Below are 14,496 nucleotides of genomic sequence, written 5' to 3'. Positions count from 1 at the left end.
GGTCTTTTTGTATGCGGGATAGCGAACCTTATTGCGCGGTCAGATAGAGGTCTTTCGAGTAGACCAGATCCTGCGGGTTCTGATAGGGGTAGCCCTTGATGTTGGGCTTGAGCAGGCGGGATTTGACGTAGAAGTAGACCGGAGCGATGGGCGCCTCCGCATCGATCAGGGCTTCGGCTTGTTGATAGAGCCGGTTGCGCTCGGCTGGATCTCTGGCGTCATGGGCCTTGGCCAGCAGGGCGTCATACTGCTTGTTGAACCACTTGCCGCTGTTGGCGCTGCTGCTGGAGGTCATGATGTCGAGGAAGGTGGAAGCATCGTTGTAATCCCCGTTCCAGGCGTAGCGACTCACCCCGAAATCCCCTTCGTTCAGGGCCGACACCATGGTCTTCCACTCCATGTTGTTGAGCTCGGCCTTGACCCCCAGGTTGTGCTTCCACATGGAGGAGATGGCCAGCGCTATCTTCTTGTGCCCCTCGTTGGTGTTGTAGAGGATGTCCACGTCCAGCGGATTCTGCGGCCCGTAGCCCGCCTCGGCGAGCAGCGTCCTGGCCTGCTTGATGCGTTCTTCCTTGCTCATCAGCTCGCTCGCCGGGCGCTTGAGTTCGAAGCCGTCCACAATGGGCGGTGTCAGGCTGAAGGCAGAGAGCTGGCCCTGTCCCAGGATCTTCTCGGTGATGGTGTCCCTGTCGATGGCAAGAGACAGCGCCTTGCGTACCTTGGGGTTATCGAACGGTTTGCGCTGGGTGTTGAACACGTAGTAGTAGGTGGCCAGGGTCGGCACGCTCACCAGCTCCTGCGGGCTCTGCTGCTTGAGCTGCTTGTACTGCTCCAGCGGATAGCTGGTGTAGTGCAGCTCGCCGGCGCGATAGCGGTTGTAGGCGGCGGTGTCGGAGACTATCTCCAGATAGAGCACCTTGTTCAGCACCGTATGCTGGTTGTCCCAGTAATAGGGGTTGCGCTCGGAGATGAGACGCTCGTTGGGAGTCCACTCCTTGAGCACGAAGGCGCCGTTGGAGACGATGTTGCCCGGCTTGACCCACTCATGTCCGAACTTCTCTATGGTCGCCCTGGGGGCCGGGAAGGTGGTGTAGTGGGAGAGGGTCTTCAGGAAGAAGGGCACCGGGTTCTTCAATGTGATCTGCAGGGTATGGGCGTCGAGTGCCTTGATGCCCAGCGCATCCGGGCTCTTCTTGCCCTGCACCACGTCACTGGCGTTGGTGACACCGGTCAGCTCGATGAACCAGGCATAGTTGGAGGCATTCTTGGGGTCCGCTGCCCGCTGCCAGCCATAGACGTAATCGGCTGCCGTCACCGGCTCGCCGTTGGACCACTTGGCATCGGGTCTCAGTTTGAAGGTGTAGACGGTGCCCGTGGGATCGAGCTCGTAGCTCAGGGCGCCGGCAGGCTGCAACTTGCCGTCGCCATCCAGGGTGTAGAGTCCTTCGAACAGATCGTTGACGATGTCGCTGCCTGCGGTCTCTTCCACCATCTGGGGGTCGATGGAGGCGGGTTCGGTGCCGATGTTGCGGATGAAGGTTTGCTGTTCTGCTGGCAGCAGCTTGGTACCGGCCGGTACCTGGGCCGCCAGCGCGGGGAGCGCGAGCAGGGCGGCAACCGCACCGGCAATGAGAGTCCTTTTCATTGAATATCCTTATGTTTTTTTGCTTCCAAAGCCAGAGCAGTGTGCGGGATTGATGGCGAGATCTCAAGAGGGGGACCGACTGGCATTGCGGGGCGAATGCCGGATGGGGAAGAGTGGAGACAGGAAGTGTGAAGTAGCATTCTCGTCACGAATTAACATGATGAAAGACGCCAATCGAAGCCCTTTTTTCAGCGCTGCATGCCGTACTGACGGGGTTTTCTGGTGATTTATACGCCGGCTTAATTCGCTGCAAAAACAAAAAACAGGCGTTACATTGGGTTACAAAATAACGCTGCCGAGGATCGGCACTTTTTTTGCCGACACTTGCAAACGTTTTCAACGGCCAACGGAAACGATCTTAAAGGAACAAGAATGCGAAACATGATCACCATGGGCGAGTTCATCGTCAAGAAACAGGCGGACTACCCTACCGCGACCGGCGAGCTGACCTCCTTGCTCAGCTCCATTCGCCTGGCCGCCAAGGTGGTGAACCGGGAGATCAACAAGGCGGGGCTGGCGGACATCATCGGTTCCATGGGGGCCGAAAACGTGCAGGGGGAGGTGCAGCAGAAGCTGGACGTCTACGCCAACGAGCGCTTCAAGGCGGCGTTGGAGGCCCGTGGCGAGGTGTGCGGCATGGCGTCCGAGGAGGAGGAGGACTTCGTCTCCTTCGATTCCGAGCTCTCCCGCCACTCCAAGTATGTGGTGCTGATCGATCCGCTCGACGGCTCTTCCAACATCGACGTCAACGTCTCGGTCGGGACCATCTTCTCCATCTATCGCCGGGTCAGCAAGCCGGGCGCCGGGGTGACCCTGGAGGACTTCCTGCAGCCGGGCAACCGTCAGGTGGCCGCCGGTTATGTTGTCTATGGCTCCTCCACCATGCTGGTCTACACCACGGGCTTTGGTGTCAACGGCTTTACCTACGACCCTTCCATCGGCTGCTTCTGCCTCTCCCACGAGAACATCCGCATCCCGGAGGAGGGCAAGATCTACTCCATCAACGAGGGCAACTACATCAAGTTCCCGGACGGGGTGAAGAAGTACCTGAAATATTGCCAGGAGCGGGACGAGGCGACCCACAGGCCCTACACCTCCCGCTACATCGGCTCCCTGGTGTCCGACTTCCACCGCAACCTGCTCAAGGGCGGTATCTACATCTATCCGTCCGGCACCAACTCCCCGAACGGCAAGCTGCGCCTGCTCTACGAGTGCAACCCCATGGCCTTCCTGGTGGAGCAGGCCGGTGGCAAGGCGTCCGACGGCTTTGGTCGCATCATGGATATCCAGCCCACGGCGCTGCACCAGCGTACCCCCTATTTCGTGGGCTCCACCAAGATGGTGGAGCGGGCCGAGGCCTTCATGCGGGAATTCTCCGCCCACGAGGATCCGGCCCGTCAGGGGTGATGCCAGGCGTGTCGCGGCGATAGTCACATAAAAAACGGGAGCCGATATGGCTCCCGTTTTGTTTGGCGCTCCTAGCCACTAGAGGCTGTGGCTGGCGAGATCCGTCAGCAGGGCATCCACCAGTTTCAGGCGCATGGCTCTGTCCTGGTTCGGTACCTGGAAGCGCAATCGGGTCGGTCCATCCATTTTATAGATACGTGGCTGCTCGGAGAGCAGTTTTACCAGATAAGTCGGGTTGACCTTGGTCTCCTGGGTGAAGTCCAGGTAGCCGCCGCGATCGCTCATCTCTACCCGGCGAATACCCAGGGCCGTGGCGCGCTGGCGGAAGGCCGCGATCTCCATCAGCGTCTTGGTCGGCTCCGGCAGCAGGCCGAAGCGGTCGATGAGCTCCACCTTCAGCTCGCGCAGCTCCTGCTCGTCCGCCGCACTGGCGATGCGCTTGTACATGGATAGACGCATGTTGACGTCCGGGATGTAGTCGTCCGGCAACAGCGCCGGCAGGCGCAGCTCCACCTCGGTGTGCTGGCTCATCAGCTGCTCCAGCGACGGCTCCTTGCCGTTTTTCAGCGCCTCCACCGCCTGCTCCAGCATCTCCATGTAGAGGGTGAAGCCGACCGATTCGATCTGGCCGCTCTGATCGTCGCCGAGCAGCTCGCCCGCGCCCCGTATCTCCAGATCGTGGGTCGCCAGCGCAAAACCGGCGCCGAGATCTTCGAGCGACGCGATCGCCTCCAGTCGCTTGGCCGCATCCTTGGTCATCAGCTTGGGATGGGGAGTGAGCAGATAGGCATAGGCCTGGTGGTGGGAGCGGCCGACTCGGCCCCGCAACTGGTGCAACTGGGCCAGCCCCAGGTTATCCGCCCTGTCCATGATGATGGTGTTGGCGCTCGGCACGTCTATGCCGGTCTCTATGATGGTGGTGCACACCAGCAGATTGAAGCGCTGGTGGTAGAAGTCCGACATGATGCGCTCAAGGTCGCGCTCGCGCATCTGGCCGTGGGCGATGCCGATACGCGCCTCCGGCACCAGTTCGGCGAGATCGCTTGCGCACTTCTCGATGCTCTCCACATCGTTGTGCAGGTAGTAGACCTGACCGCCGCGCTTGAGCTCCCGCAGCACAGCCTCGCGCACCACGGCTGGCTCGTGCTGGCGCACGAAGGTCTTGATGGCGAGCCGCTTGGCGGGCGGGGTGGCGATGATGGAGAGATCCCGCATGCCGGACATCGCCATGTTGAGGGTGCGCGGGATAGGTGTTGCCGTGAGGGTGAGGATATCCACATCGGCGCGCAGCGCCTTGATCTTCTCCTTCTGGCGTACCCCGAATCTGTGCTCCTCGTCGACGATGAGCAGCCCCAGATCCTTGAAGGTGAGGTCGGAGCCGAGCAGCTTGTGGGTGCCAATGATGATGTCCACCTTGCCATCGGCAAGCTCCTTCAAGACGCTGGTCTGCTCCTTGGCGGAGCGGAAGCGGCTCAGCACCTCCACCCGCACCGGCCAGTTGGCGAAGCGATCGCGGAAGTTGTCGTAGTGCTGCTGCGCCAGCAGGGTGGTGGGCACTAGCACCGCCACCTGCTTGCCGCCGTGCACCGCCACGAAGGCGGCCCGCATAGCCACTTCTGTCTTGCCAAAGCCCACATCGCCGCACACCAGCCGGTCCATGCTCTTGGCCTGGCACATGTCCCCCAGCACCGCATTGATGGCATTGAGCTGATCCTCGGTCTCCTCGAACGGGAAGCTGGCGGCAAACTGGCGGTAGCTCTCCTTGTCGTGCTTGAAGGCAAAGCCGGCCCGCGCCGCGCGTATGGCATAGACATCCAGCAGTTCGGCCGCCACGTCGCGTACCTTTTCCGCCGCCTTGCGCCGCGCCTTGACCCAGGCCTCGCCGCCGAGCTTGTGGCTGGGGGGGTTATCCGACCCCGTGTAACGGCTGATGAGGTGGAGGTTGGTGACCGGCACGAACAGCTTGTCGCCACCGGCGTATTCCAGGGTGAGGAACTCGGTGGGCAGGCCGCCGGCATCCAGGGTCTCGAGCCCGAGATAGCGGCCGACCCCGTGATCCAGATGCACCACGGGCTGGCCCTGGGTCAGTTCGCCGAGGTTGCGGATAACCGCATCCGAGCTCAGGTTCTTGCTCTTCTCCCGCTGCCGCTTGCTTCTGATCTTGCCGCCAAGCAGCTCGGTCTCTGTGATGAGGGCCAGGGCCTCTGCCTCGGCGGGTTCCAGCAGAAAGCCCCGCTCCAGCGGGCTGACCAGCAGGCCATGACGCGCCTTGCTCCCGACGAACTCATCGAGGGAGGCGAACTCCTTGGGTTGCAGCTTGATCCGCGCCAGCAGATCACCTAGCCCCTCGCGCCGCCCTTCGGACTCCACCGCAAACAGGGTGCGGCCGGCAAAGTCTTGCAGGAACTGGCTGAGGGCCAGCAGGGGCTGATCCTTGCTGTGATCGAGCTGCAGGTCGGGCAGGGGGGCGATGGGCAAGTCGTGCTGGCCCGCGCCGCCGTCGGTGGTGGCCTCCTGCAGGCGCACGGCACCATACTGGCCCAGCGCCGCAAACAGCTGCTCCACCGGCAGGTAAATTTGCTGGGGAGGCAGCAGGGGGCGGGTATTGTCCCAGCGCCTGTCTTCATAGCGCTGGCCTATGTCGTTCCAGAAGCGCTGGGCCGCCGGGTAGATCTCCCCCACGGTGAGCAGCAGGGTGTTGTCCGGCAGGTAGTCAAACAGGCTGGCGGTCTGGCTGAAGAAGAGTGGCAGGTAGTATTCGATGCCGGCGGGCCAGCGCCCCTTGCTCACCTCCTGATAGACGGAGCCCTCGGCGCGCGACAGCTCGAACTGCTCGCGGAACTGGCCGCGAAACAGCTCGATGGCGGCCTCGTCGGTGGGAAATTCCCGGGCGGGCAACAGGCTCACCGACTTGACCGGCTCGCTGGAGCGCTGGCTCTCGGGATCGAAGGGGCGGATGGAGTCCACCTCGTCATCGAAGAAGTCGATGCGATAGGGCCGGTTGCTGCCCATGGGGAAGAGATCCAGCAGGGAGCCGCGGGCGGCGAATTCGCCGTGCTCCAGCACCTGCTCCACCGCCACGTAACCCGCCTCGGCCAGATGCCCCCGCAACTGTTGCAGGTTGAGGCGCTGGCCGCTGGTCACCATCAGGCTGTATTTGTCGAGATAGGCCTGGGGCGCCGTGCGCAGCATCAGGGTGGAGATGGGCACTATCAGCACGCCGCTGCTCATCTGAGGCAGCCTGTAGAGGGTCTCGAGCCGCTGGGAGATGATGTCCTGATGGGGGGAGAAGGTGTCGTAGGGCAGGGTTTCCCAGTCCGGGAACATCAGCACCGGGCAGCCTTGGTCGGCCAGCAGGTACTGCAACTCCTGTTCGAGGCGCAGGGCACTCGGGGTATCGGCAGTCACCAGCAGGACGGGGCGGTTGGCCTCCCGGGTGAGGCGGGCTGCAACCAGCGCCAGGCTGCTGCCGACCAGCTGGCCCAGGGTCAATTTCTGGCCCGCTTTGGCGGGCAAGGCGGGGAGTTTCATTGGCATCGTTCGATTCTTTTAACGTTGACGTTGGCTGTGATTAGCGCTGACGCTCTTGGGCACGCAGCTTGAGCTGTTTCGATTGCACATGCAGGCTGGCACGCACCAGCAGCTCCCTGTCATCCTCGCGGATCCGCACATAGTCGAGCACCACATGGGTGCCATGCTCGCCGGGCTCCCGCTGCTTGACTTCGCCATAGCAGTAGACGGCGGAGGCCTCTTCCCGCAGGAAGATCTTGAGCCGCACTATCTGGTGCAACTGCGGCGGCTCGCCGTGACCCTGGCGCGGGTGCAGGTAGGTGAGCTGACCGGCGCCAAAGCGCAGGGTGTGGAAGCGATGTTCGGGGTGATCCTGAGCCGCCAGCACGAAACCCATGATCATGTCGATCTTGCGGGATTGCTGATTGATGATCTCCACCAGATCGTGCATGGATTCGTTCTGGTTGCGCAGCAGGCGGCTGCTCACCAGGTCGATGGAGGTGATGGCGGAGGCGATGCGAAAGGGCTCGGGTAGCTCGGCGTCAAGGGCCTCCAGCGTCGGCAGGTGAAAGTCGGCCGGCATGGGGATCACATTGACCGGCGTGGCATGGGTGACGCTGAAGAACTGTTCCTGCATGGAGGCTATCCCTTGTTGTCATAGACGATTTTTTATAGCACTGTTGACCTTGCCTCGCGGCGGCGTCCCCAGCCTGGCGCGGGACGCCATCTCCGGCCGTCCCTTGGGCCCTCACGTCACGGCGGGACGTGCAACATGGCGGCAGGGGCCTGCGCATTGGGTGAAACATGGCACCATGGGTTGCCTCTTGGGCTCAGGGGGAATGGGCCATTGCGCCAGCTCCGGCGTCATCTGCTGCGGCAACGCGGCTTGCGTTGAGGCGTCAACAGACCCTATTATCCGGCATCTTATTTTGTTGGCAACGTAGATATCCTTGAAGACCGGACTTTTTCAGCCACTCTCGCTGGCCATAGGCCTGCGTTATGCAGGCTCGCGACGCAGTAACCGCTTCGTCTCCTTTATCTCCCTGTTTTCCACCTTTGGCATCGCCATCGGGGTTGCTGCCCTGATGGTGGTCATTTCGGTAATGAACGGGTTCGAGGGGCAGCTCAAGGGGCGCATTCTCGGGGTGATCCCCCACGTGGTGGTGACCAATCCGGCGGGGCGCATCGATGCCCATCCGCCCGGTCTGCCCGATCTCGACAAGCTGCCCCACGTGGTGGCCACGGCCCCCATGCTCGACAGCGAAGGCATGTTGCAAAGCCCGGGCCAGCTCACCGGGGTGAGCGTGCAGGGGATAGATCCGGCCCGCTGGCCCAAGGATGACATCCTCCATGCCCAGATGCTGGGGGGGCGGCTGGACAGCCTGCAGCGCGGCCAATACCACATAGTGCTGGGGCAGGGGGTGGCCAACCGCCTCAAGGTCTCCATTGGAGACGAGGTGCGTCTCATCCTGACCGAAGGGACCCGTTTCACCCCCTTTGGCCGGGTTCCGGCCCAGCGGATCTTCACCGTCTCCGGCATCTTCGGGGTCGGCGCCGACGTGGATAGCCAGGTGGCGCTGATTGCCCTTGGGGACGCCCAGCGCCTGCTGCGCCTGCCCGAGGAGACAGTGGGCGGCATCCGCCTCTGGCTCGACGATCCCTTTGCCGCCGACCAAGTGGTGAAAACCGCGCTGTCGGACGGACTGGAGTGGCAGGATTGGCGCCGGGAGCGGGGTGAACTCTTCCAGGCGGTGGCCATGGAGAAACGCATGATGGGGCTGATGCTGGTGCTGATCATCGCGGTCGCCACCTTCAATATCCTCTCCGCCCTGGTGATGGTGGTCACCGACAAGGAAGGGGAGGTGGCCATACTGCGTACCATGGGCATGAGCGAGTCGGGGATCGTCAAGATTTTCATGGTGCTGGGGGCGTCGAGCGGCGTCATCGGCGCCCTGTTTGGCGGTCTGGCGGGGCTGGCCCTGTCGTTCGGACTCAACCCCCTGCTCGATGCGGTGGGGCTCAACCTCTATATGGCGGCGGGGGGCAGCGGTCTGCCGGTCATCGTCGAACCCGCCCAGGTCATGACCATCTTGCTGGGGGCCGTGCTGCTGAGCTTCAGTGCCACCCTCTATCCGGCGGCCCGTGCGGCCCGGGTCAAACCGGCCGAGGCATTACGTTATGAATAGCACTGTGAATAAATCGTCTTCTGTTGTTACCTCCGGTGCGAGTGCCGGCGTTGTGACTGGTGCCAATGTGGTCACTGATATAAGTGGAGCTCCTGTTATGAATGAACCCCAGTCCTGCGAGCCTCTGCTGCGCTGTCAGGCCCTCAACCATGTCTATAAAGAGGGCAATCTGGAGACCCGGGTGCTCAAGGGGATCGATCTCTGCGTCGCCCCCGGCGAGATGCTGGCGGTGGTGGGGAGCTCGGGCTCGGGCAAGACCACCTTGCTGCACCTGATGGGGGCGCTGGACAACCCCTCGAGCGGCGCCGTGCTGTTCAAGGGGCAGGATATCCACCACTGGGACAGCAAGACCCAGGCCCGTTTTCGCAATCAGGAGCTGGGCTTCGTCTATCAGTTCCACCACCTGCTGGCCGAGTTCACCGCGCTGGAAAACACCGCCATGCCGCTGCTGATCGCCGGCGAGTCGGTGGCGAGCGCCACCGACAAGGCAACCCGGATGCTGGGACGGGTGGGGCTCTCCCACCGTCTCAATCACCGGCCGTCCGAGCTGTCCGGTGGCGAGCGCCAGCGGGTGGCCATCGCCCGTGCCCTGGTCAACGAGCCGAGCCTGGTGCTGGCGGACGAGCCCACCGGCAACCTGGATCATGCCAGTGCCACTGCGGTGTACGAGCTGCTCTGCGAGCTCAACCGGGAGCTGGGCACTGCCTTCGTGGTGGTCACCCATGACTTGAGCCTCGCCGCCAAGCTGCACCGCCGGGTGACCCTGGTGAGCGGCATCATGGCGGAGGTCGCCTGATGTTCAAGCCGCTGCCCCTCTTTCTGGGCCTGCGTTACAGCCGCTCCCGCCGCCGCAACGGCTTCATCGCCTTTATTTCCGCCTCTTCCCTCATCGGCATCGCCCTCGGGGTGATGGCCCTCATTCTTGGCCTCTCCGCCATGAACGGCTTCGAGCGGGAGCTCAAGAACCGGGTGCTCTCTGTGGTGCCCCACGGGGAGCTCATCGGCATGGAGGTGCCCCTGCCTGACTGGCCGAGGCTTCGGGACTACCTGCTGGCCCAGCCCGGGATCGAGGCAGCGGCCCCGGTCATCCGCCTCGATGGCCTGCTGGAGCATGGCTCCGCCATCAAGGGGGTGCAGGTACGCGCCGTGCTGCCCGAGCTCGAGGCGAACCTGTCAGATGCAGGCAACTACATGACAGGGCTGGGTTTTCGTGAACTCCAGGCTGGCGAGCACGGGGTGATCCTCGGCAAGACCATAGCCGACAAGCTGGGGGTCAAGATAGGTGACCCCGTGACCCTGCTGCTGCCCCAAGGGGGAGACGAGACGGGGATCAAGAATCCCCGGCGGGAGACCCTGACCGTGGTAGGGCTGCTGGAGATCGGCGGCCAGCTCGACGGCGTGCTCGGCTTCATGCACCTGGCCGATGCCCAGTCCATCACCGGCATGGGCAGCGCGGTGGAAGGCTTCAGCCTCAAGGTGAACGACGTGCTCAAGGCGCAGTCCATCACGGTGGCGGCCGCCCGCAAATTCCCGCACTACGTCTACATCAGCAGCTGGATGAGCCGCCAGGGGTACCTCTATCAGGACATCCAGATGGTGCGCACCGTCATGTACGTGGTGATGCTGATGGTGGTGGCGGTGGCCTGCTTCAACATCGTCTCCACCCTGGTGATGGCGGTGAACGAGAAGCGCAGCGAGATCGCCATCCTGAAGACCATGGGGGCGAGCCCGGGCCAGATCCGGCTCACCTTCGTCATCCAGGGGATGGTGAACGGGGTGGCGGGGGCCTTGCTCGGTGCCCTGCTCGGCGGCCTGCTCTCCAGCAAGCTGACCCAGATCCTGAGCTTTATCGAACAGCTCATCGGCCATCGCTTCTTGAACCCGGACATCTACTTCATCGACTTCCTGCCGACCGAGCTGCACATGCAGGATCTGGTGATAGTGACCAGTGCCGCCATCCTGATGAGTCTGCTGGCCACCCTCTATCCCGCCTGGCGGGCGAGCGGTCTGGTGCCCTCCCGGGAGCTGGGTCACTGATCCGCGAGCCAGGTCTGCCAAGCCTGGCAATATACTGAAAAAGAAGGGCCCGCCGGTCTGCACCGGCGTGCCCTTCTCTCTTCTGGTCGTTCCGACTGGCTTAGTGGGCGTTGAGCTCATCGAGGGGCAACGAGAAGCTCGCCACGAACACATCGATAAAGTAGCGCATTGCCGGGTTCATCCTGGCCTCCAGCATCTGTTCGAGGCGCTTGCGCGCGGGCTCGAACTCCCGGTTACCTGCATTTATCTCCTCCAGGCACTTGGTATAGGCACAGAGGGTGTCGGCATCCTTCACCAGCCGGGCCAAAGTGTCGTCCTGGGCGCCGGAGTCGAGCAGGGGGCGAAAGTCTTCCACCAGCTCGGGGGGTAGCATGCCCAGCAGGCGCTGTTCGGCGGCGAGTTCAATCTTCTTGTACTCGCGGGCTATCTCGGGATTGAAATACTTGACCGGGGTGGGCAGATCGCCGGTCAGCACCTCGCTGCTGTCGTGATAGAGGGCCATCACGGCGGCGTGGTTGGCATCCACCTTGCCATCAAACAGCCGGTTGCTGATGACGCCAAGGGCGTGGGCCACCATGGCCACCTGCAGGCTGTGCTCGGCGATGTTTTCCGGCTGTATGTTGCGCATCAGCGGCCAGCGGTAGATGAGCCGCATGCGGGCGAGGTTGGCGAAGAAGTGGCTGGGCAGCATGGAAGACCTCGAACTGGGGCAATGAAAAAGGGCAGACCCTAGTCTGCCCTTTTTTGACATCCCAGGCATAGCCTGGCGATGCATTCTTGTTTAGCGAATATAGCGACCGGACTCGGCCTCGTGGTTGGTCACCACCATCTGGCCTATGGGGGCCAGGGCAATCAGGGCCAGCTTGAGGTGCTGGATGCCGAACGGAATGCCGATGATAGTGACGAAGCAGGCCAGGGCCGAGGCGATGTGGCCGATGGCCAGCCAGATCCCGATCACCAGGAACCAGAGGATGTTGCCAATCATCCCCAGGGCACCTGTGCCGATATCGCTCTGGCCGGTCATGCTCTTGCGGCTCACCGCCTGCTTGCCAAACGGGAAGAAGGTGAAGGTGCCGATGACGAAACAGGAACGTCCCCAGGGGATCCCTATCAGGGAGACGAAGCAGAGCAGCCCGGCCAGCCACCAGGCCAGCCCCATGAAGACGCCTCCCAGTACGAACCAGAGCAGATTGAACAAGAAGCGGAAAAAGGACATGTGGGTCACTCCAGACTCATAAATTGGCAGTCACCATAGCGAGCGGCGCAGAGGGACGCAATGGCTGATGCGAGAAGGTGGACAATTTGGGTCGCAGACCCGCTGATCGGATGCACCCTGACGACGCAGGAAGATGAAAAAAGCATGGTGTGGCGCACAAAAGGGTGAGCAAGTGCAAATTATTGCGGGCCGGATGCTTGAAGTAGGCGCCAGGCTTCCCCATATAGCAGGCAGTCATGCGCAAATTGTGCCGTCTGTGCCCCCGAGGGGGATGTGCGGCTCGACGCGACCAATGTGCGCCGCTATAATGTCGCGTCATATTTTCTCATCACAAAGACAGTCGTTGTCTTTATAAACAGGAAGACTCCGGGCTTTGCCCAGGGGCAATAAAGGGTCAGCACACAGTGCTGAGTTGAACGAGGTAAAAGAATGCAAGTTTCTGTAGAGACAACCCAAGGTCTGGAACGCCGTCTTACCATCACTGTACCGGCTGCTACCGTTGACGCTGCCGTGCGTAAAGAATTGAATGGCCTGGCCAAGACTCGTCGCATCGACGGTTTCCGTCCTGGCAAGGCTCCGGTTGCCATCATCAAGAAGATGTTCGGCGCCATGGCCCATGCCCGTGTTGCCGATGAAATGATGCAGAACAACTTCATCAAGGCCATCATCGAGAGCAAACTGAGCCCGGCCGGTGCCCCGACCATGGATCCGAAAGAGATCAAGGAAGGCCAGGATTTCGAATTCACCGCCACTTTCGAAGTGTACCCGGAGTTTGAAGTTGCCGGTCTCGAGAGCATCAAGGTTGAGAAACCGGTTGCCTCCGTCAAGGATGCCGACCTGGCCAACATGATCGACACCCTGCGCAAGCAGCACGCCACCTGGTCTGACGTCGATGCCGCTGCCGCCAATGGCATGCGTGTCACCCTGGACTTCGTCGGTTCCATCGACGGTGAAGAGTTCGACGGTGGCAAGGCCGAAGGTTTCACTCTGGAACTGGGCGCCGGTCGCATGATCCCTGGCTTCGAAGACGCCATCCTGGGCAAGAAAGCGGGCGACGAGTTCACCATCGAGGTGACTTTCCCGGCTGACTACCACGCCGAAGCCCTGAAAGGCAAAGCGGCCAAGTTTGCCTCCAAGCTGATCAAGGTTGAAGAGCAGGTACTGCCTGAGCTGACCGAAGAGTTCGTCAAGCGTTTTGGCATCGAGAGCGGCAGCGTTGAAGAGCTCAAGGCCGAAGTGCGCAAGAACATGGAGCGCGAACTGGCTCAAGCCCTGAAAAACAGCGTGAAAGAGCAAGTGCTGAACGGCTTGGTTGAAGCCAACCAGATCGATCTGCCGAAGGCTGCCGTTGCTCAGGAAATCGACGCCCTGCGTCAGCAAGCCCTGCAGCGTTTCGGTGGCTTCCAGGGCGGCAACGCTCCTGAACTGCCGGCCGAGCTGTTCCAGGCGCAAGCCGAGCGTCGCGTACGCGTTGGTCTGCTGCTGGGTGACGTCATCCGCACCAACGAGATCAAGGCTGACGACGCCCGTGTGACCAGCATCATCGAGTCCATGGCCACAGCCTACGAAGATCCGAAGGAAGTGATCGAGTACTACCAGAAGAACGAGCAGATGCTGAACGGCGTTCGTAACCTGGCAGTAGAAGATCAAGCCATCGACCTGATCCTGTCCAAGGCGCAAGTGACCGAGAAAGAAGTTGCCTTTGACGACGTGATCAACAAGTCCGGTGCCGCTGCCTAAGAACATTTGACTTAAGGTCAAAACTGTTAAGTATAATGGCTCGTGTGATCTCCACTCGGGCCATTTTATTTTAGGGACAATGCCTTATGTACAAGAACTATAACGATGTGACTGAATCCCCACGCAATGCGCTCATCCCTATGGTGGTCGAGCAGACGGCTAAGGGTGAGCGTTCCTACGACATCTATTCCCGTCTGCTCAAGGAGCGGGTGATCTTCCTGACCGGTCAGGTTGAAGATCACATGGCGAATCTGGTGGTGGCTCAGCTGCTGTTCCTGGAGTCCGAGAACCCGGATCAGGACATCAGCATCTACATCAACTCGCCGGGTGGTGCCGTCACTGCAGGGATGTCCATCTATGACACCATGCAGTTCATCAAGCCGGACGTCAGCACCGTCTGCATGGGGCAGGCCTGCTCCATGGGCGCCTTCCTGCTGGCCGGTGGTGCCAAGGGCAAGCGTTTCTGCCTGCCTAACGCTCGGGTGATGATCCACCAGCCGCTGGGCGGCTTCCAGGGCCAGGCATCTGACATCCAGATCCATGCCCAGGAGATCCTGAAAATCAAGAATACCCTGAACGATCGTCTGGCTTTCCATACCGGACAGGACATGGCCACCATAGAACGCGACACCGACCGTGACAACTTCATGTCGGCCGAGCAGGCTGTGGCCTATGGTCTGGTTGACGGCATCCTGAGCCAGCGCGGCTGAGCAGGGTATCCCGTCCTGTTGTAAACTCAACAGGACGATCCATCC

11 protein-coding genes are annotated in these 14,496 nt (G+C 61.6%); 6 read left to right on the top strand and 5 right to left on the bottom strand.

The genetic code is table 11. The annotated features are described in order from the left end of the window. Positions 1-28 precede the first annotated feature (28 nt). Positions 29-1,645 carry a peptide ABC transporter substrate-binding protein gene (locus tag KI797_RS11215; RefSeq protein ID WP_226169370.1) on the bottom strand — a complete coding sequence of 539 codons (1,617 nt, stop codon included), beginning with the start codon at positions 1,643-1,645 and terminating at the stop codon, positions 29-31. A gap of 372 nt (positions 1,646-2,017) precedes the next feature. Here KI797_RS11215 and fbp point away from each other — a divergent pair, with 372 nt between their 5' ends. Continuing rightward, positions 2,018-3,052 (top strand): class 1 fructose-bisphosphatase, encoded by a 1,035-nt coding sequence (gene fbp, locus KI797_RS11210; protein ID WP_042650393.1) that lies wholly within the window; start codon positions 2,018-2,020, stop codon positions 3,050-3,052. A gap of 78 nt (positions 3,053-3,130) precedes the next feature. On the opposite strand, the gene mfd is transcribed toward fbp, so the two are convergent. Together mfd and KI797_RS11200 are read right to left on the bottom strand one after the other, a co-directional pair. Continuing rightward, positions 3,131-6,583 carry a transcription-repair coupling factor gene (mfd, locus tag KI797_RS11205; protein ID WP_226173089.1) on the bottom strand — a complete coding sequence of 1,151 codons (3,453 nt, stop codon included), beginning with the start codon at positions 6,581-6,583 and terminating at the stop codon, positions 3,131-3,133. Positions 6,584-6,623: 40 nt separating this feature from the next. Continuing rightward, on the bottom strand, positions 6,624-7,199 hold the full coding sequence (locus KI797_RS11200; RefSeq protein ID WP_005324090.1) for a PilZ domain-containing protein: 576 nt from the start codon (positions 7,197-7,199) through the stop codon (positions 6,624-6,626). A gap of 313 nt (positions 7,200-7,512) precedes the next feature. Between KI797_RS11200 and KI797_RS11195 the strand changes: the two genes are divergently transcribed. From KI797_RS11195 to lolE, 3 genes are all read left to right on the top strand, one after another. Further along, complete coding sequence (locus KI797_RS11195; protein ID WP_226169368.1) at positions 7,513-8,748, top strand: lipoprotein-releasing ABC transporter permease subunit; 1,236 nt, start codon at positions 7,513-7,515, stop codon at positions 8,746-8,748. Positions 8,749-8,845: 97 nt separating this feature from the next. Continuing rightward, a complete protein-coding gene (gene lolD, locus KI797_RS11190; RefSeq protein ID WP_226169366.1) occupies positions 8,846-9,544 on the top strand; it encodes a lipoprotein-releasing ABC transporter ATP-binding protein LolD in 699 nt (232 codons plus the stop codon). Next, positions 9,544-10,785, top strand: a complete 1,242-nt coding sequence (lolE, locus tag KI797_RS11185) for a lipoprotein-releasing ABC transporter permease subunit LolE (RefSeq protein WP_226169365.1) — start codon at positions 9,544-9,546, stop codon at positions 10,783-10,785. Before lolD ends, lolE begins: the two co-directional genes overlap by 1 nt. A 100-nt stretch (positions 10,786-10,885) precedes the next feature. On the opposite strand, the gene yfbR is transcribed toward lolE, so the two are convergent. Further along, complete coding sequence (gene yfbR / locus KI797_RS11180) at positions 10,886-11,476, bottom strand: 5'-deoxynucleotidase (RefSeq protein WP_042650387.1); 591 nt, start codon at positions 11,474-11,476, stop codon at positions 10,886-10,888. A gap of 90 nt (positions 11,477-11,566) precedes the next feature. Further along, positions 11,567-12,001 (bottom strand): YccF domain-containing protein, encoded by a 435-nt coding sequence (locus tag KI797_RS11175; RefSeq protein WP_041205872.1) that lies wholly within the window; start codon positions 11,999-12,001, stop codon positions 11,567-11,569. Between the two features lie 429 nt (positions 12,002-12,430). Between KI797_RS11175 and tig the strand changes: the two genes are divergently transcribed. After that, on the top strand, positions 12,431-13,741 hold the full coding sequence (tig, locus tag KI797_RS11170; protein WP_042650384.1) for a trigger factor: 1,311 nt from the start codon (positions 12,431-12,433) through the stop codon (positions 13,739-13,741). Between the two features lie 86 nt (positions 13,742-13,827). Next, positions 13,828-14,451 carry an ATP-dependent Clp endopeptidase proteolytic subunit ClpP gene (gene clpP / locus KI797_RS11165; RefSeq protein WP_005324106.1) on the top strand — a complete coding sequence of 208 codons (624 nt, stop codon included), beginning with the start codon at positions 13,828-13,830 and terminating at the stop codon, positions 14,449-14,451. Positions 14,452-14,496: the final 45 nt, after the last annotated feature.

Source organism: Aeromonas media, from assembly GCF_020423125.1.
In the GTDB taxonomy this organism is placed as follows: domain Bacteria; phylum Pseudomonadota; class Gammaproteobacteria; order Enterobacterales; family Aeromonadaceae; genus Aeromonas; species Aeromonas media.
Note: the sequence above shows the minus strand (reverse complement) of the source record. Positions and strands in the feature narration are given on the sequence as shown.